The following is a 16,831-nucleotide window of genomic DNA, read 5'->3' as shown; positions in this document are numbered from 1 at the left end:
ACTAATTTAATTTATAAATAGGGTAGGTCAGGTAGGCGTCTTCGTGATTGTCTGATCTATCATGTAACCAGGAAAGTTGTGCCCTGTTACTGTTTGCAAATTTTCTATCGGCACGCTTCATGGAGTCAAACCTTTTTCTCAAAGACTCATTTTCTTCCAGCATTTTTCTGGCAGTAGCTTCAAACACATAAGCAGAATAACCTTCTTTTTGCTGCAGAATCGTATCGAAATAATTCCATTTAAAAAACGAGTCTGGAGCTGCGGGCTCAAGAGTTTCTAGTATGTATTTGATCCCGGGTTGAGCTGTAGGGATGAGGATATCGCTTTCGCGAAAGCGAACTTTTCTAGTTTTTTCTTGGACCTTAACATTGCTGTGTGGGTAATGACCTTCATAAGCAGAAGGTGCTGTATTAAATTTATTCATGGTGTATTTACCCACGGTCATAGTGCTGTCTTTTTCCAGTGGCTTCATGATGATATTGTTAAGTCTCATCAATTCTATAACTTCCCACTGGCCTTGTGGGACCACATAATATTCTGGAATTCTAATTGAATCTGTTGCTTTCATATAGGTATAGAAAGGCGTTTTCCTTGTAAAAGGTTGGTCACGATCGTAAGTCATCAGCTTATTGCCTGTTAGTTCACTTACATTCTCTATAGCCTCGTAGCCTTTGAAGTCTAAGGTGTCTGCGTAAGATTCATCCACTTCAAAATTTATGGGGTAATAGCTAGCTGCTTGGAATGCAGTAAAATTCTCTTGTCTTACTTTTTTGATCGCCTCTACATTGCTGCTACCTATATGAATCACCTCTTCCATAATTGCTTTAGTTCCTAATACACGGTCGTTATAGGGTTTGAGCATGTGTGTTTCTACCATAAAGCCTATGGTATTCCATAAAGCGGTATAGCCCGTAGAATATCGAGGATAGTCCACAAATTGACTAAATCCCTTATCAGGGGATTGATTGTAAACATTCACGTATGGTGTAATGTCCAGGGATCTGTTTTTTAATGCTTGTTCTAATGCTGGTTGAAATGTGTTGTGAATGTAAGATCCCGTGGCAGATCCTATTCTATTGTGTTGGGTAAACAGATGGGTGAGTGTATATTGATAGTCAGCACCGTTACTTACGTGGTTATCAATAAAAATGTCGGGCTTTATTTTGTGGTAGATCTGTGCAAAGGCTCTAGTATTGCGGGTATCTGCTTTAATAAAATCACGATTGAGATCGTAATTTCTTGCATTCCCTCTAAAACCGTAAGATTCTGGTCCATTCTGATTAGTTCTAGTGCCCGTATTACGATTCAGTGAGCCACCCACATTATAAATAGCTATGGTACTGAAAATAACATTGTCTTCAACTTTCATTTTGCCCGTTGCCAGATCGCGTACGAGCATCATTGTGGCATCGATCCCGTCGCTCTCACCAGGATGGATCCCATTATTAATCAAGATCTTTATTTTGTTTTCATTTAGAGAGCCCCAGTTTATGGAGGAGTTGGAGTAATGAATGACATGAAGAGGTAATCCGATATCAGTTTTTCCTATTTCCTCTATAGTAACTGTGCTGAAGTCATTTGCTAACTGCTGGTAGAAAGCAATACAATCTTGATAGGTAGTAGTTTGATTGCCATTACCTAGTTCAAACGGCGTTTTATAATCAGAATCTACAACAATCGCATTTGGATTATTGGGCGAATCCTTGCAGGAGATCAAGATTAATAATAGTGCAAAAAGGGAAAGGAGCGAAAACTTCATTATTTATTGACGGTTTTAGGAACAAGTAGGGAATAGTCACCATTGTTGCGCATGACATCCCTAACGATGGAGGAGGAAATATAACTTGTTTTAGTACTCGTGAGAAGGAAAACGGTTTCAATCTCACTCAGCATTCTATTGGTGTGTGCAATTGCTTTTTCAAATTCAAAATCTGCAGGATTGCGAAGGCCTCTAAGAATAAACCCGGCATCATTGTCTTGACAAAAACGCACTGTTAAACCTTCATAGGTCATGACTTTAATCTTCGGTTCGTTAGAATATAAATCTTCTATGAAAGAAACACGTTGTTCTAAGGAGAACATGTATTTCTTGTCGGCATTGATTCCTATGGCGATGATGATTTCATCAAAGAGGCTTAAGCCACGATTGATAATATCACTATGACCTAAGGTGATTGGATCAAAACTACCTGGAAACACGGCTCTTCTCATGGTTTGTAATTATTTATGGTATCCTCGATAATCGAAGTTAAGACTTTATCCAGTTCTTGTCCAGAAGCTTTTATTTGTTTAGGGATAATACTTTCTTTACTCATTCCTGGATTGGTATTGATTTCAATAAAATGAGGGGTTCCTTCATGAAAAATAAAATCGGCTCGTGCGATTCCTTTTAGTTTAAGGATATGGTATATACGTTTGCTCAATTCTTGAACTGCAAGTGTAGCAGATTCAGACAGTCGCGCTGGAGTGATCTCTTCAGATTTCCCTAAATACTTTGCTTCATAATCAAAAAAATCATTCTCGCTTACAATTTCAGTAGGAGGCAGGGCATGGATTTCAGAACCTATTTGATAAACTCCAACAGATACTTCCATGCCATCTAGAAAGGATTCAATAATGATTTCTTCATCGACGTCAAATGCAGTTTGCAAGGCTTTAGGAAGGTCTTCCATTCCATAAACTTTTGAAACCCCAAAACTACTGCCACTGCGATTTGCCTTTACAAAACAAGGGAGCCCGACGGCGTCTGTGATATCGTTCATAGTGATTTCTTCTCCTTGATTTAAATAAAGGTGTTTTCCAGTATGTATGCTCCATGGTTTTAACACAGCAATACAGTCACGTTTATTAAACGTAATGGCAGACTGATACGAATCGCAGGAAGTATGTGGTATCCCTATCAGTTCTAGATAAGCTTGAAACTTACCGTCTTCTCCAGGTGTCCCATGAATCGTATTATAAACGCAATCAAATATGATCTTCTCACCGTTTGCGGTAATGGAAAAGTCATTCTTATCTACAGGGTAAGTTTGTGAATCTTTCGTGCAAAACCATTTTCCTTTCTCGATGACGATACCATAGCCGTTGTATCTAGAAGGTTCTAGATTTTCTAAAATGACGTGTCCGCTTTTGATAGAAATTTCTTTCTCGCTGGAATAGCCACCCATAATGACCGCAATGTTTCTCATATAGTTCTCTTTCGCGAAAGCGTTTACAACAAAGTTACAAAAGGTGTCGTTCTATGTAGGGTCTACATCCGTATCTTTGATTTTTATTTATTAATCTTTTATTTGAGGGCGTTGACCTCGAGATAAAAAACTTGCTTATGAATTTTATACAATTCATGTTTACCAAAACTTTTTGGATTCAGGTAGTACTAGCTGTGTTTGTTGTGGTAGTGCTGTGTTTCGGTTATTTGTATTGGCTAGACTGGCATACGAACCATGGTGAGAAAATTGAAGTTCCAGATTTGACGAGAAAATCAATCTCCGAGGCTGACTTGGTCTTGGAAGAATTGGATCTACGACGTAGAATTATTGATAGCGCTAGCTTCAATCCAGAATATCCGCCGCGATCTGTTATTGAGCAAAACCCAAAAGCGGGACGATTTGTAAAGTCGAACAGGCAAATTTATTTGAAACTCAATCCATCTGGATATGGGAATACCCTAGTTCCAAATATTATTTTTAAAACCAAACGTCAAGCAGTCCCCACACTGGAAGCTTTAGGTTTCAAGATAGGAGATATCACGTACAGCCCAAACATTGCTAGGGATATGGTGCTTGAAATGCGACACAATGGCTCAATTTTAGAACCAGGAAGTCAATTAAGAAAAGCATCTGTCGTTGACCTTGTTTTAGGTGATGGAAATAGACCCGGAGCAAAGTATGAGGATGGATCGAGTGATCCAATTGAAGAGGAACCAATCATTGAAGAATACGAGGATGACGGACAAGGAGACGGACAGTGATTTAGATCACGAAGATCTACATGAGCATTACCATTTTACTGCAAAGGCGGGTCAAAAGCCGCTGCGCGTAGATAAATTTCTAATGAATTTTATTGAAGATTTTACTCGTAGTAAAATCCAAGCTGCGATTAAAGATGGTGGCGTGCGCGTCAATGATGAAGTTGTAAAATCCAACTATAAGGTAAAGCCCGGTGATGAGGTGCGCGTGTTGATGGAGCATCCCACACACGAACAATTGCTAGTAGCTGAGAATATTCCTTTGGACATTGTTTATGAAGATGATACGGTTGTGGTTGTTAATAAGCCCTCGGGAATGGTGGTGCATCCAGGCCACGGCAATTATGCTGGAACATTGATCAATGCGCTGATTTACCATTTTGAAAATTTGCCCAATAACTCCAGTGAACGTCCAGGGCTGGTTCACCGTATTGATAAAGATACCAGTGGACTTTTAGTAGTTGCCAAAACGGAACAGGCCATGGCTCATTTGTCTGCGCAATTTGCAGCAAAAACCAGTGAGAGAGAATACGTTGCGATTGCTTGGGGAAACTTTGATGAGCAACAAGGCACGATTGAAGGCAATATAGGTAGACACCCTAAAAATAGGTTGCAGAATACTGTATGGGAAGGTGAGGAAAGTGATAAAGGAAAACCAGCAGTCACTCATTATGAAGTGTTGGAAGACTTAGGGTATGTGACCGTGATCAAGTGCAAGCTGGAAACGGGTCGCACACACCAGATTAGAGTACACATGAAGTACATAGGTCATACTTTGTTTAATGATGAGCGCTACGGTGGAGATCGCATTTTGAAAGGAACTAATTTCACTAAGTACAAGCAGTTTGTAGATAACTGTTTTAAAATACTGCCTAGACAAGCTTTGCATGCTAAAACCTTAGGTTTTGAACATCCTGTCACTAAGGAGTGGATGCGTTTTAATAGCGAAGTCCCAGAAGATATGACGGCTTGTATCAATAAATGGAGGTCCTATGCATCTAACTCACTACAAGAACTCTAAAAGAGTTTCTCATTTTCCTAGCAGATTCCCCATTCCAAGTAGTATTTTTAAAGTCAAAAGCTGCTTATGAAAATTCTATTGTCTCCGGCTAAAACGCTGGATTATGAAACAGAACTTCCAACCACCAGAGGTACACAGCCTATTTTTGCTGATGAGGCTATACAGATCAATGCTAAACTAGAACGTCAAACTAAGGCGGAGATTAGCGATCTGATGAGTATCTCAGAAAGTCTTACAGAACTCAATTACCAGCGATATAAAGACTTTGAAGACCAGTTCACTAAAAAGAATTCTCGGCCAGCTATCTATGCCTTTGCAGGAGATGTGTACTCTGGTTTTGATGCCTATACTTTAGATACGGATCTGTTGGATTATGCACAAGATTCAGTTCGAATCCTGTCTGGAATGTATGGGGTTTTGAGGCCACTTGATTTATTACAACCTTATCGTTTAGAAATGGGGACGAAACTTCCTATAGAGCGAAATGATGATTTATATGCCTTCTGGAAAGACAAGATTACTCCTGAGCTGAACAGTCAGATGAAAGAAGGCGAATTGCTAGTAAATCTAGCGAGCAATGAATACTTCAAGGCGATTGATAAAAAGAACCAAAAAGGAAAACTAATTGCTCCTATTTTTAAAGACTATAAAAACGGGAAGCTAAAGGTCATTTCTTTTTACGCTAAAAAAGCCCGTGGTATTATGGCTCGCTACTTGGTAGAAAATAAATCAGAGTCCATGCAAGATATTCTTGCTTTTAACGGCGACGATTATAAGTATTCTGAAAAAGATACACAGAAAGAAAATGAACCTGTTTTTACTAGGTAGTCACATCTCAAATGGGTGAAAAATCCTCTTATATTTCAATAAAAGACTGGTCAGAAAATGATCAGCCCAGAGAAAAATTGCTCAAAAATGGTAGCAGTACTCTCAGCGATGCAGAGTTGATAGCCATTCTGTTAGGTACCGGAACAGTTTCTATGAGTGCGGTGGAGGTGAGCCGGAATGTACTGCAAGATGCTAATCAATCCTTACAACAGCTAGGGAAGAAAACGCTCAAGGAGTTGATGAAGCATAAGGGCATAGGAGAGGCTAAAGCAATAACTATTGCAGCAGCCATGGAATTGGGAAGACGGCGCGCCATGGAAATGCCAGATCGAGTCTTTAAAATTACTTGCAGTCAGGATGTTTTTAAAATATTACAACCTGTGATGGGTGAACTGGAGCATGAAGAATTTTGGACCTTATTATTGGACAACAGTCATAAGGTGCTAGAGAAGCATCAGGTAAGCAAAGGTGGCATTACCGCCACCCATGTAGACTCTAGATTGATATTTAAAAAAGCTCTAGAGGCAGGAGCGGTAGCCGTGATTATTGCTCACAATCATCCTAGTGGAACTTTGATACCCAGCACTGCAGACAAGCAAATCACTTCTAAAATTATTCAAGCCGGAGAAACCTTAGATATCAAAGTTCTCGATCATATCATCATCACCCAGCAGGATTACTATAGCTTTGCAGATAACGGAATCCTTTCATGATACTCATATATTGTCCCGATCTCACGCCGCGTAAGCAGTACATATTCAAGCACATCTTCCGCAGGTTGATGAAAGTGGAATATGAAATAACGGCAGAGCTTAATGTTTTCGTAGGGCATGAAGGCATCAAATTCTCCTATGGTACAAAGCCATTGGGGGAAGAAACCTTTATCTGGTCGCACGGGTTGTTAGACGAGCATGGTATTGACGATCATGATATAGAGATGATAGAGTGGGATGACTTACCTGCCTTTTTTCCTGCACCTGAGCGTAGTGACGTGCCTTTCGATATCTTTTCTGCTGCCTTTTATTTGATCACTAGATATGAAGAATATTTACCGCAAGTAAAAGATGATTACGGGCGTTACAGCCCTTATGAGAGCGCGGCATTTAAGAATAATTTCCTCAAGCTCCCATTAATAGATCTGTGGGTACAAAAATTCGGCAAACAATTGCATGGTGAGGAGTTGAGCACGCTTTCGCGAAAGCGAGATGTCAATAAGCTCATTGCTATAGAAGTAGCTACATTTAGCAAGTACAAAAAACGTGGAGTAGTCATCAATGCCACGGCATTTTTGCGTCATTTGCGCAAGTTACAGCTGGACCGCGCATGGATACAATTGAAAACTCTTTTGAATCTGGAGGACGACCCTTACAACAATAGCGATCAAATACTTGATTTGGTTAAAAAGTACCGTGCTGTCAGAAGTTATAAGGAAAGGAATGGTCTGGAGGTTTTATACTTCTTCCATCTGGGAGATTACAACGACCAAGATACCGGTGTTACCTATAAAAGTAAAAGCTACCTGGAAGCTATAAAGCATATCGCCGACTATGTAAAAATAGGACTGCGATTCTCATCAAACACCTCACAAAAGGATGTTTATAAAGAGGAAAAGCGATTTGAAGAACTTTTAAAACGCCCGTTGCACCATACCATGGCGGCGCATTCAAAAATTGCGATGCCTGGGCATTATAAACTGTTGGTAGACACTAAAACGATGGAAGATTACAGTATGGGCTACGTTAATGAGCCTGGGTTGCGTGCCAGCACTAGCTTTCCGTTCTATTTTTACGACCTGGATTATGAAGTGCAAACGCCACTGTTGATTCACCCTTACGCGATTCATTACAACAGCATCTCGCTTAAAATGTTGAATGGTCAACAACAAACCTTGCACGAAATATTAGAAAACGTAAAGGCGGTAGGAGGGAACTTCATCGCGCAATATTATTATGAACACTTTGATCGCGACATAAAAAGTCACGCATTCGGAGTATTGGAATCCATTATCAATGAGTAATTTTCACGACGTAGAGCACTTATTTTTCGACTTAGATCACACGCTTTGGGATTTTGACCGCAACAGCAAATTGGCTTACGGTCGTATTTTTGAAACTGAGAAAATTGATCTTCCCATAGATGTTTTTATTGAAAAATACGAGCCGCTCAATTTACAATTTTGGAGACGCTTTCGCGAAAGCGAAATAACTAAAGAGCAGCTGCGTTACCAAAGATTAAAAGCGAGTTTTGATGCTTGTGAATTTGGAGTCAGTGATCCTATGATACATCGCATGGCAGATCTGTATTTGGATTATTTGCCAAAATTCAATCATTTATTTCCCAACTGTCTAGAAACACTAGACATTTTGAGGAAGGATTATAAGTTGCATCTAATAACCAACGGTTTTGATGAGGTGCAAGGACATAAGATATTAAACTCTGGACTCAAAGATTATTTCCCCTATATGCTTACTGCGGAAACTGCAGGTATCAAAAAGCCAGATGTAAAAATATTTGAACGAGCGCTTAAGGATACAGGCGCACGGCCTTCCAATAGTGTCATGATAGGCGACAGTTATGAGGCGGATATTCTGGGAGCTAAGAATGCTGGACTGCGAACGGTTTGGTTTCATACAACCCAAGAGGAAATTCCAGAAGGAGAGATAGTCATACACGACCTGGCTGATCTTCATTCTTTATTCTCCCGATAATCGTAGTGGTCTTTCCATCTTTTCTGTAAAAATTCCTTTTGTACTTTTTCTCTAGGATTGTTTCCCGGCTGGAATAGGGTCGTACGGCTTATTTCTTCAGGAAGGAAATCGTAATGGGCAAAATTGCCTGGATGATCGTGAGCGTATTTATAAGTGTCTCCATAACCCAGATCTTTCATCAGCTTAGTTGGGGCATTGCGCAATCCTAATGGAACTGATAAATCCCCAGTCTGCTTGACCAGTTGTTGTGCTTTATTGATGGCCATGTAACTGGCGTTACTCTTAATACTAGTAGCGAGATAAATGGCACACTGGCTTAAAATAATTCGAGATTCTGGATAGCCAATCGTGCTTACAGCTTGAAAAGCGTTATTTGCCATGATTAATGCCGTGGGGTTTGCGTTTCCAATATCTTCACTTGCCAGAATGAGAAGACGTCTAGCGATAAACTTAAGGTCTTCACCTCCTTCAATCATACGGGCCAACCAGTACACAGCTGCATTTGGGTCGCTACCTCTGATGGATTTGATAAAGGCACTGATGATATCATAATGTTGCTCACCAGTTTTGTCATATCGTGCAGGATTAGACTGTACTTGTTCCAAGACAATTTTGTCGGTAATGACGATCGAATCGCCTTCTTGCGAATTGACTATTAATTCAAAAACATTCAACAGCTTGCGGGCGTCGCCGCCGCTTATACGCAACAAGGCATTCGTTTGTTGAAGCTTTATCGTTTTAGAAGCGAGAGATTTATCCACTTTCATGGCTCTTTCTAGGAGTGCGATAAGATCTTCTTTAGAAAATGCCTCTAGAACATAGACCTGACATCTGGAAAGTAGCGCAGGGATCACTTCAAAACTTGGGTTCTCGGTAGTGGCACCTATTAAGGTGACCCATCCTTTTTCTACAGCTGCGAGTAATGAATCTTGTTGCGATTTGCTGAAACGGTGGATTTCATCAATAAATAAAATAGGATTGCTGCTGGTAAAAAGCCCACCAGCATTTTTTGCTTTATCTATGACTTCCCTAATATCTTTAACTCCACTATTGATGGCGCTTAATGTATAAAAGGGACGCTTTGATTCTTGTGCAATAATTTGTGCCAGAGTCGTTTTTCCTGTGCCTGGTGGTCCCCAAAGAATAAGTGAAGGAACATTCCCGTTGATAATGTGTCTGCGTAAAGTCCCGTTCTCACCCACCAGGTGGGATTGACTTAAATAGCCTTCTAGTGTCGTTGGACGTATACGTTCTGCTAGTGGTGTTGTAAGCATGTTACGAAGATACTGTACCGCGCCAGCTGTCACAATCCTAGATCTCTTTATCTGACAATATTACTGCTGTGATCAACAAGGCTATATTTTTGCTAGTTTCATATGATGAACAAACAAGAACACATTTTTGATGCGAAAACGGTAGTGGTGCCTATCGCAGTAGTGTTATTGATGTGGCTGGTGTTTTGGGTCGAAATGCGATTCCATACTGATTTTTCATCCTATGGGCTGGAGCCCAGATCTTCAACTGGGTTAGTGGGCGTTGTTACGAGTCCATTTATTCATGGGAGCTTTTCCCATCTGTGGAGCAACACGCTGCCTATGCTTATTTTAGGTATCAGTCTGTTTTATTTTTATAGAAACATCAGTCTTAGAGTGTTCCTAATTGGGCTATTAGGTTCTGGTATACTTACTTGGTTGATTGGGAGAGACTCTTTCCACATAGGGGCTAGCGGTTTAATTTACATGCTGGCCAGCTTTTTGTTCTTCAAAGGAATTTTCACAAGATATTACCGATTGATTGCATTGAGTTTAATCATTGTGTTTCTATACGGAAGCCTAGTCTGGTATTTATTTCCAGTGGATCCGACTATTTCTTGGGAAGGCCATTTAAGCGGAGCGATCACAGGTTTAACCTTGGCCTCAATAATCAAGGCTAAAGTGATAAAAGAACAAAAATATAATTGGCAACGACCAGAATATGATGCTGAAGACGATTGGTTCATGCAACAATTTGATGAGAACGGTAATTTCTCACCTATTGTAATGGATGAAGAAGAATAGCTTTTAGTCTTGACGCTGGCGCACCGCCTCATAGAGCATCGCCCCACAGGCTACAGAAACATTCAAGGAAGCTATTTTGCCCATCATAGGCAGGTTAAAAGTTTTGTCTAAGGTCTTAAGAGTGGAAGGATTGATTCCGCGATCTTCACTTCCCATGATCAGAGCTAATGGTGTGTTCAAATCTGTATCATATATGGAGTTATCCGCCTTTTCTGAGGCACCCACCGTTTTGATACCGTACGCCTGCATTAAGAAAATTGCATCTTTCAAGTGATTCACTTTACAGATGGGTAAATTAAACACAGCTCCCGCACTTGTTTTGACCACTACTGCATTGATAGGAGCAGAGCCTTTTTCAGAAACCACTACTGCTTTCACTCCAGTACATTCTGCGGTTCTAATAATCGCTCCATAGTTCCCTACGTCCGTTACACCATCTAAAAGTAGAAACATTGGATTTTCAGTTAGGTCCGTTGCTTCTAGAACCTCCTCCAGGTTTGCATAACTGATAGGGGATAGGACCGCTACGGCTCCTTGATGATTTTCTTTAGTTAATTTGTATAGTTTCTCTTCAGGGACAAACGATGTTCCCACACCAGCCTTTTTAGCAGCGTGTTTTAATTGATTAAAAAGCACTCCATTTCCATCTTTAAGGAAATAGATCTTGGAAATATCTCGTTGATTTTCGATTGCTTCTAGGATGGGTCTCAACCCATAGATCATTTCATTTTTGTCCATGGTGCAAAGATAATGGCATTTACCCATATGCACTTGAGAAGGTCCCATTAAAAAACCCGTCTAGTTGCCTAGACGGGTTTTGGATATTAAGAGAATGTTCTCTTATGGATTGATTTCGAAAGCTCTAGTTTGAGATGCTCCGAATGCTCCCCCTGCGGTAACAAGGTTGATGATAGAACAGTCAAGGCTATAGCTACCAGTAACGGTACCATCTTGTTGTCCATCAGAATAAGCATCAGTAATGGTGATGGTATAAGACCCATCAGGTAGAGTAGGTACAGGGATGGTGTAGTTAGCACGTCCATTAGGGAAAGACCCTTGAGGGATGTTAAATACGGTAACACCTGCTGAATTCTCTATAAAGAAACCAGTTTCACTAGCGAAAAAGTCAGTAGTAACACTTAGTACTGGGTCATTACAAACAATTTCTCTAAAATATACTACTTCAACTACATCTTGATAGGTAGAACCACCTGCTGGAGGCACAAGACTGAAAACAGCTGTTTTAGTCTCTCCATCAGCACCAGTGATAGCGCTAAAGTCAAAGTTAATCGTAAGATTACCTTCATATTGACCCGCTGGTATTACTACGTTACCTGCAGTAAATTCACTAGCATTAGTCGCTTCATCAACAGCAACTGTAAATGTTCTTTCCTGATTAGAAACTGTAGTTACAGAAACTGGAATTTGAAGATTTAAATCTTCAGTAGGTACAGATACGTTATAACTAGTTGTTTGGAAAGACAAAGCAGTTTGTCCGCCTTCATTATCGAACACTCTTAGTTCGTCATCTTTGTCACAGGATACCAGCGTTAACATCGCTACAAATCCTAATAAAATTATTTTTTTCATGTTTTTTGTTTTTAGTATCCAGGATTTTGTTGTGCTCTAAGCCCAGGATTTCCATTAAATTCAGCTTGTGGGATCGGCCAAGTAAATCTGAAGTCAGATATTGGAAGATCACAAGCTCCAAATGAAGCACAGTCTTCAGCTGCTCTGTCTATACTTCTATTACCAAGTGCTCCAAGTCTTCTCAAGTCATTGTAACGGTGACCTTCAAAAGCGAATTCTAATCTTCTTTCGTCAAGGATTAATCCGTACGCTTGAGTTTGATTGCTTACTACTTTATCAGCAACGTCAGCCCCATAACGAGAATCACGTAAATCATCGATAAGATCAGTAACTCTTTGCGTGTTGTTGTTAGCTGCAGCAGCTTCCGCAAGAATCAATAACATCTCTGAAGATCTGAAGATCTTGTGATCGTTCATAAGTGGTTGCCCTTCTGAACCTCTGTATTTGTTTACCGTGTACACATCTCTACCTGCTTGTGAGAAGTTAGGGAAGAACTCATAGATAACTGCACTACGACGATCTCCTGGCTCAACCGTTAAGGCTAAATCAGTAGCTACTTCATAGTATGGAGAACCGTTGATACCAGGACCGGTAAATGCATAGTTTGCACCTCCCCATCCACCAGCAGCAGAACTACCAGTAGCACCTTGGTTGTTGTACGTGTCAACTACAGTACGCTCCAACTTCATGATAACCTCTGCGTTACCTGTATCTCTAAAGATCGCTTCATAAGCATCTTGAGTAGCTGCAAGTGGATACGCTGCAAGAAGTCTAGAGGCAAGTGGCTCTGCACTACCGTATTGACCTCTATAAGCATAGGCTCTAGCTCTCAAAGCATCTACAGCATCTTTACTGAAGAATCTCAATGAAGATTGCGCAGTTATTTGATTGGCTGCTATTTGAAGATCTGCTTGAATAAAGTCGAAAGAATCTCCAGTAGTTGCTCTAGTAGGCAAGAAGTCTGTACCTGCTACGAAATCAACGATAGGAATACCTAAAGAGCTAGAATCTGACATATTTGGGCTGTAGTAGCTCAACATCTGTAGATTGATATAAGCTCTTACTGCATAAGCCTGTCCAACGATGTTAGCTACCGCAGCAGCATCCACATCATTGTTAGGGTCATTGTCGTCATTACGAGCTAATAAGCTCTCAGAAGCAACGATTACTCGTGTCGCTCTAGTGATTCCTTGGAAACCTCTAGTCCAGATCACAGATGGTCCAGCATTACCAGGGTTCAATTGGAAACGGTACAAGGACTGTCCCTGTCCACCATTATCAAAACCGATACGAATCTCATCAGTGAATACACTAGTGAAGTGCATCTCTGGAGTAATATCCAAAGAGTTGTAAGCACCCAATAGTCCATCGTTCAAGTCAGAAACGGATTGGAAAGCCGCATTTGCGTCCAGCAAACCTGGTTGCTGGATATCAATAGCATCCTCGCAACTCATCACGAGCGCAGATAATGCCAGTACTGTATATAATTTGATTTTTTTCATTTTCGTTTTATTTATTAGATTCCTATTTCAACACCTAGAGAAACAATCTTTGGCGTAGGATATTGTCTTGAACCGTTGTTGTACCCAGCAGCATCAAAACCTCTCCACTTAGTGAAAGTTACTAAGTTCTCAGCATTCACGAACAATCTAAGAGTGCTCAAGTTTAACTTATCTAACACTTGCTTATCAAAACCATATCCTACAGTTACAAAGCGTAATCTTAAATAATCCGATTCTCTTAAGTAACGATCTGAATCAAAAGTATTGATATTAGTCGCATCTAAGGAAGGAATATCAGTTACTCTGTTGTCTGGAGTCCAAGCTCTAAATAAGTCTTGACTTAAGTTGAATTGACCTAAAGCTGTAGGGTCTTGAACATCTGCTAAGTCAAAATCGAAACGATCGATACCTGTAGCAAACTGGAATTGAGTTTGAGCAAAGAAACCTTTAAAGTCCATATTCAAACCAAAACTACCCTGCATTTCAGGAGTTAAATTCTGATCCAACCATACACGGTCTGTGTCATTGTTAGGAGATTCAGTCAAGTTACCATCAGCATCTAGGAACAACAAGTTACCATTCGCTGGATTAACACCTACTTGGCGAACAGTGAAATACTCTCCGATTGGTCCGCCTTCACGACCCACTCCTAATACTACTCCGTCTTCAGTTGGCAGGTCTCTAAGAACGTTTTCATTCACGTTACCTACAACAAAGACATCTAATTCAAAGTCACCTGGATCAACACCTCTAATTACATCATAACGTAATTCTAAGTCAAAACCTTTGTTAGTAAGTAATCCAAAGTTAGCATTCAAGTTGTAACCTCCAGTACCAACAGCTCCAGAGATAGGCGCTGATTGGAAAAGATCTTCGGTATCCTTGTAGTAGAAGTCAAGAGATCCTCTCAACCTTCTTTCGAAAGCTTCAAAATCAACACCTACGTTATATTGACGAGTAGTTTCCCATTTCAAATCAGAGTTTCCAAAAACAGAAGGGAAAAGTGCATTAGCCCCTGTATATCCACGACCTGTACGGAAAGTGTCCGTAGTTAATGTTAATCCTGAGAAGTATCCACCACCATTTACATTCTGGTTACCCACTGTACCATAAGAAGCTCTCAGCTTAAGAACTTCAAATGGGTTATCATCACCCCAGAATTCTTCGTTAGAAACATTCCATCGTCCTGAAACAGAGTAGAAAGTTGCCCATCTGTTAGTGTTTGAGAATCTAGAAGAAGCATCACGTCTGATCGTAGCGCCGATACCATATCTAGAATCATAATCATAATCAGCTGATCCAAAGTAGGAGAATAAACCTGCATTCAGGATTTGCGCATTAGCGTTATCATTATAAATAATCGCTCCATTACGGATAACCGCACCTAAGAACCCAGACCCATCACCGAAAGCAAAGGTTCTTCCATCAAGACCTCTAGCGTCATATCCAAAATCTCTCAAGTGAGCTTTAAAGTATTCTGTATAAGCTCCTAAACTTACAGTATGCTTTTCAGCAAATACTTTGTCGTAGTTCAAAGAAGTCAATTGGTTGAAAGTGAATTGACGTGTACTTTGTTGGAATTGACGACCCGCATTTGGGTTAGCCGCTCCACCAAATAACAAGGCATTGAAAGAGTCTGACTCTTCCGCTTGAGTAAATATTTGGTTTTGGTAATCGTAACTAGATACACTTCTAGCAGTCAGGTTGTCTGTCAATTTATAAGCAAATTGAGCAGAACCAACTAATTTAACTTCCTCATCCACGCGATTAAATGTTCTTAAACGGTCAATCAGGAAGAATGGAGTCTCTACAAATCTCAGTGGAGAAAGATAATCCGCACCAGTAGTATAATCTTCTGGTCTGAAATAAGGAACAGAGTTGTAGGCAGCAAGAACGTAATTTCTATTAATCGCTCCTGTACCAATACTACTAGGTTCATTAGAAATAGAGTAGTTCATGGTGTTATTGAAGTCATAACTAAAACGCTCGTTGTCAGATCTACCAGAAACGTTGTTTCTAATGTTGAAACGTTTCAGGTCTGAGTCTACAAGGATACCTTCTTGATCAAAGTAACCAAAGGAAGTGTATTGTCTCGTTTTAGCACCACCACTAGTTAAACTAATAGTGTTGTTCTTAGATAAACCAGTTCTGAAGAAATAATCAGTCCACTCCGTATTTGGCGCTGCAGCAATTTCAGCATCAGTCAATGGAGTACCAGAAAAATCAAAACCATTAGCTCCAACTCCTGCTCCTCTTTCTCTTTCCAATGTCAACAATTGTTGAGAACTCATCTTATTGTAGTCATTGTCTTGCAATGTAGTAAAGGATAAGATAGAGTTCGCTTGAATTCTAAGAGGACTGTTGAAGTTACCTTGCTTAGTCTTAATGATGATTACACCATTTGCACCACGATTACCGTAGATTGATGTTGCTCCAGCATCTTTAAGTACAGTTACTTCAGAGATATCTTGAGGGTTCAAACTTCTAAAGTTGTCCTCATCAATCGGTGCACCATCTAATATAAATAGAGGCTCAGTGTTACCATTGATCGAACCAATACCACGCAAGTTAACCGTAGAGTTCGCTCCTGGTTGTCCTGATGTAGTAAAGATATTCAAACCAGCTACTTGACCTTCTAATGTTTGAACGAAGGAAGCGTTAGGTCTGTTTTCAATGGTCTCGTTTGTGACTACCGAGGCCGATATGTTACTTTTTTCTTTAGTGGAGGTACGATAACTAGTAACAATAACCGCCTCTAAGGATGTTTTTAGAGAAGCATTGATTGTAGTTTTAGTACCTACAGTAAACGTTTGAGGCTCATACCCAGAAAAGGATATTACCAGAACATCTTCTGGCGCCGCTTGAATGGAATAATTACCATCAAAATCTGTTGTAGTAGCGTTTGAACTATTACGTACCTGAACGGTTGCTCCCAGGACGGGATCCCCATTGGCGTCAGTTACCTTACCGGTAACCGTTTGCTGCGCAAAAGCTACTTGCACAACTAACGCTAGCAATAGCGTTAAAATTCCATTTAATTTTGTTTTCATGTTTAGATTTATTTGAATTAGCCAGTGCCAAAAGTGCCAAAAAAGAGTTAATAAAACAACTTTTGCAATGCTAATTTATAGAATTATTTAAGCCCTGCTTAACGTTAA

15 protein-coding genes are annotated in these 16,831 nt (G+C 40.2%); 7 read left to right on the top strand and 8 right to left on the bottom strand.

All coding sequences use genetic code 11. From position 1 onward, the window contains the following. Position 1: 1 nt before the first annotated feature. From NMS_RS01265 to NMS_RS01255, 3 genes are read right to left on the bottom strand one after another with little or no spacing between them, the layout of a single operon-like run. On the bottom strand, positions 2 to 1,759 hold the full coding sequence (locus tag NMS_RS01265) for a M14 family metallopeptidase (protein WP_041495007.1): 1,758 nt from the start codon (positions 1,757 to 1,759) through the stop codon (positions 2 to 4). Then, positions 1,759 to 2,211, bottom strand: a complete 453-nt coding sequence (coaD, locus tag NMS_RS01260) for a pantetheine-phosphate adenylyltransferase (protein WP_041495006.1) — start codon at positions 2,209 to 2,211, stop codon at positions 1,759 to 1,761. The genes NMS_RS01265 and coaD overlap by 1 nt, the downstream gene beginning before the upstream one ends. Further along, complete coding sequence (locus tag NMS_RS01255; protein ID WP_041495004.1) at positions 2,208 to 3,188, bottom strand: D-alanine--D-alanine ligase; 981 nt, start codon at positions 3,186 to 3,188, stop codon at positions 2,208 to 2,210. Before NMS_RS01255 ends, coaD begins: the two co-directional genes overlap by 4 nt. A 137-nt stretch (positions 3,189 to 3,325) precedes the next feature. Here NMS_RS01255 and NMS_RS01250 point away from each other — a divergent pair, with 137 nt between their 5' ends. From NMS_RS01250 to NMS_RS01225, 6 genes are all read left to right on the top strand, one after another. Beyond that, positions 3,326 to 3,970: a PASTA domain-containing protein gene (locus tag NMS_RS01250; RefSeq protein WP_041495003.1), complete on the top strand. Its 645-nt coding sequence runs from the start codon at positions 3,326 to 3,328 to the stop codon at positions 3,968 to 3,970. Then, positions 3,945 to 4,988: an RluA family pseudouridine synthase gene (locus tag NMS_RS01245; RefSeq protein ID WP_041495002.1), complete on the top strand. Its 1,044-nt coding sequence runs from the start codon at positions 3,945 to 3,947 to the stop codon at positions 4,986 to 4,988. Before NMS_RS01250 ends, NMS_RS01245 begins: the two co-directional genes overlap by 26 nt. Positions 4,989 to 5,054: 66 nt before the next feature. Continuing rightward, entirely contained in the window at positions 5,055 to 5,816 is a 762-nt protein-coding gene (yaaA, locus tag NMS_RS01240; RefSeq protein ID WP_041495001.1) for a peroxide stress protein YaaA, read from the top strand. A gap of 11 nt (positions 5,817 to 5,827) precedes the next feature. Further along, complete coding sequence (gene radC / locus NMS_RS01235; RefSeq protein ID WP_041495000.1) at positions 5,828 to 6,529, top strand: RadC family protein; 702 nt, start codon at positions 5,828 to 5,830, stop codon at positions 6,527 to 6,529. Further along, a complete protein-coding gene (locus NMS_RS01230; protein ID WP_041494999.1) occupies positions 6,526 to 7,833 on the top strand; it encodes a DUF7033 domain-containing protein in 1,308 nt (435 codons plus the stop codon). Before radC ends, NMS_RS01230 begins: the two co-directional genes overlap by 4 nt. Next, complete coding sequence (locus NMS_RS01225) at positions 7,826 to 8,524, top strand: YjjG family noncanonical pyrimidine nucleotidase (protein WP_041494998.1); 699 nt, start codon at positions 7,826 to 7,828, stop codon at positions 8,522 to 8,524. Before NMS_RS01230 ends, NMS_RS01225 begins: the two co-directional genes overlap by 8 nt. Here the strand turns inward: NMS_RS01225 and NMS_RS01220 are convergent. Further along, positions 8,503 to 9,798 carry a replication-associated recombination protein A gene (locus tag NMS_RS01220; RefSeq protein ID WP_041494997.1) on the bottom strand — a complete coding sequence of 432 codons (1,296 nt, stop codon included), beginning with the start codon at positions 9,796 to 9,798 and terminating at the stop codon, positions 8,503 to 8,505. The two genes, NMS_RS01225 and NMS_RS01220, sit on opposite strands and share 22 nt — an antisense overlap. A 102-nt stretch (positions 9,799 to 9,900) precedes the next feature. Here NMS_RS01220 and NMS_RS01215 point away from each other — a divergent pair, with 102 nt between their 5' ends. Then, a complete protein-coding gene (locus tag NMS_RS01215; RefSeq protein ID WP_041494996.1) occupies positions 9,901 to 10,581 on the top strand; it encodes a rhomboid family intramembrane serine protease in 681 nt (226 codons plus the stop codon). A gap of 3 nt (positions 10,582 to 10,584) precedes the next feature. Here the strand turns inward: NMS_RS01215 and rlmB are convergent, their stop codons facing one another. From rlmB to NMS_RS01195, 4 genes are all read right to left on the bottom strand, one after another. Continuing rightward, the gene (gene rlmB / locus NMS_RS01210; protein ID WP_041494995.1) at positions 10,585 to 11,319 is read right to left on the bottom strand and encodes a 23S rRNA (guanosine(2251)-2'-O)-methyltransferase RlmB; all 735 of its coding nucleotides are present in this window, start codon (positions 11,317 to 11,319) and stop codon (positions 10,585 to 10,587) included. 102 nt (positions 11,320 to 11,421) lie between these two features. Next, positions 11,422 to 12,171, bottom strand: coding sequence for a hypothetical protein (locus NMS_RS01205; protein WP_148311317.1), 750 nt, complete (start codon positions 12,169 to 12,171; stop codon positions 11,422 to 11,424). Between the two features lie 11 nt (positions 12,172 to 12,182). Continuing rightward, entirely contained in the window at positions 12,183 to 13,673 is a 1,491-nt protein-coding gene (locus tag NMS_RS01200; protein WP_041494993.1) for a RagB/SusD family nutrient uptake outer membrane protein, read from the bottom strand. 14 nt (positions 13,674 to 13,687) lie between these two features. Beyond that, positions 13,688 to 16,723 carry a SusC/RagA family TonB-linked outer membrane protein gene (locus NMS_RS01195; RefSeq protein ID WP_041494992.1) on the bottom strand — a complete coding sequence of 1,012 codons (3,036 nt, stop codon included), beginning with the start codon at positions 16,721 to 16,723 and terminating at the stop codon, positions 13,688 to 13,690. Positions 16,724 to 16,831: the final 108 nt, after the last annotated feature.

The organism is Nonlabens marinus S1-08, from assembly GCF_000831385.1.
Classification (GTDB): Bacteria; Bacteroidota; Bacteroidia; order Flavobacteriales; family Flavobacteriaceae; genus Nonlabens; species Nonlabens marinus.
Note: the sequence above shows the minus strand (reverse complement) of the source record. Positions and strands in the feature narration are given on the sequence as shown.

Excerpts from the sequence above, each read along its gene's own strand:
- radC (WP_041495000.1), top strand. The coding sequence starts at position 5,828 with ATGGGTGAAAAATCCTCTTATATTTCAATAAAAGACTGGTCAGAAAAT.
- NMS_RS01220 (WP_041494997.1), bottom strand. The coding sequence starts at position 9,798 with ATGCTTACAACACCACTAGCAGAACGTATACGTCCAACGACACTAGAA.
- coaD (WP_041495006.1), bottom strand. The coding sequence starts at position 2,211 with ATGAGAAGAGCCGTGTTTCCAGGTAGTTTTGATCCAATCACCTTAGGT.
- NMS_RS01205 (WP_148311317.1), bottom strand. The coding sequence starts at position 12,171 with ATGAAAAAAATAATTTTATTAGGATTTGTAGCGATGTTAACGCTGGTA.
- NMS_RS01215 (WP_041494996.1), top strand. The coding sequence starts at position 9,901 with ATGATGAACAAACAAGAACACATTTTTGATGCGAAAACGGTAGTGGTG.
- rlmB (WP_041494995.1), bottom strand. The coding sequence starts at position 11,319 with ATGGACAAAAATGAAATGATCTATGGGTTGAGACCCATCCTAGAAGCA.
- NMS_RS01225 (WP_041494998.1), top strand. The coding sequence starts at position 7,826 with ATGAGTAATTTTCACGACGTAGAGCACTTATTTTTCGACTTAGATCAC.
- NMS_RS01195 (WP_041494992.1), bottom strand. The coding sequence starts at position 16,723 with ATGAAAACAAAATTAAATGGAATTTTAACGCTATTGCTAGCGTTAGTT.
- NMS_RS01230 (WP_041494999.1), top strand. The coding sequence starts at position 6,526 with ATGATACTCATATATTGTCCCGATCTCACGCCGCGTAAGCAGTACATA.
- NMS_RS01200 (WP_041494993.1), bottom strand. The coding sequence starts at position 13,673 with ATGAAAAAAATCAAATTATATACAGTACTGGCATTATCTGCGCTCGTG.
- NMS_RS01250 (WP_041495003.1), top strand. The coding sequence starts at position 3,326 with ATGAATTTTATACAATTCATGTTTACCAAAACTTTTTGGATTCAGGTA.
- NMS_RS01265 (WP_041495007.1), bottom strand. The coding sequence starts at position 1,759 with ATGAAGTTTTCGCTCCTTTCCCTTTTTGCACTATTATTAATCTTGATC.
- NMS_RS01245 (WP_041495002.1), top strand. The coding sequence starts at position 3,945 with ATGACGGACAAGGAGACGGACAGTGATTTAGATCACGAAGATCTACAT.
- yaaA (WP_041495001.1), top strand. The coding sequence starts at position 5,055 with ATGAAAATTCTATTGTCTCCGGCTAAAACGCTGGATTATGAAACAGAA.
- NMS_RS01255 (WP_041495004.1), bottom strand. The coding sequence starts at position 3,188 with ATGAGAAACATTGCGGTCATTATGGGTGGCTATTCCAGCGAGAAAGAA.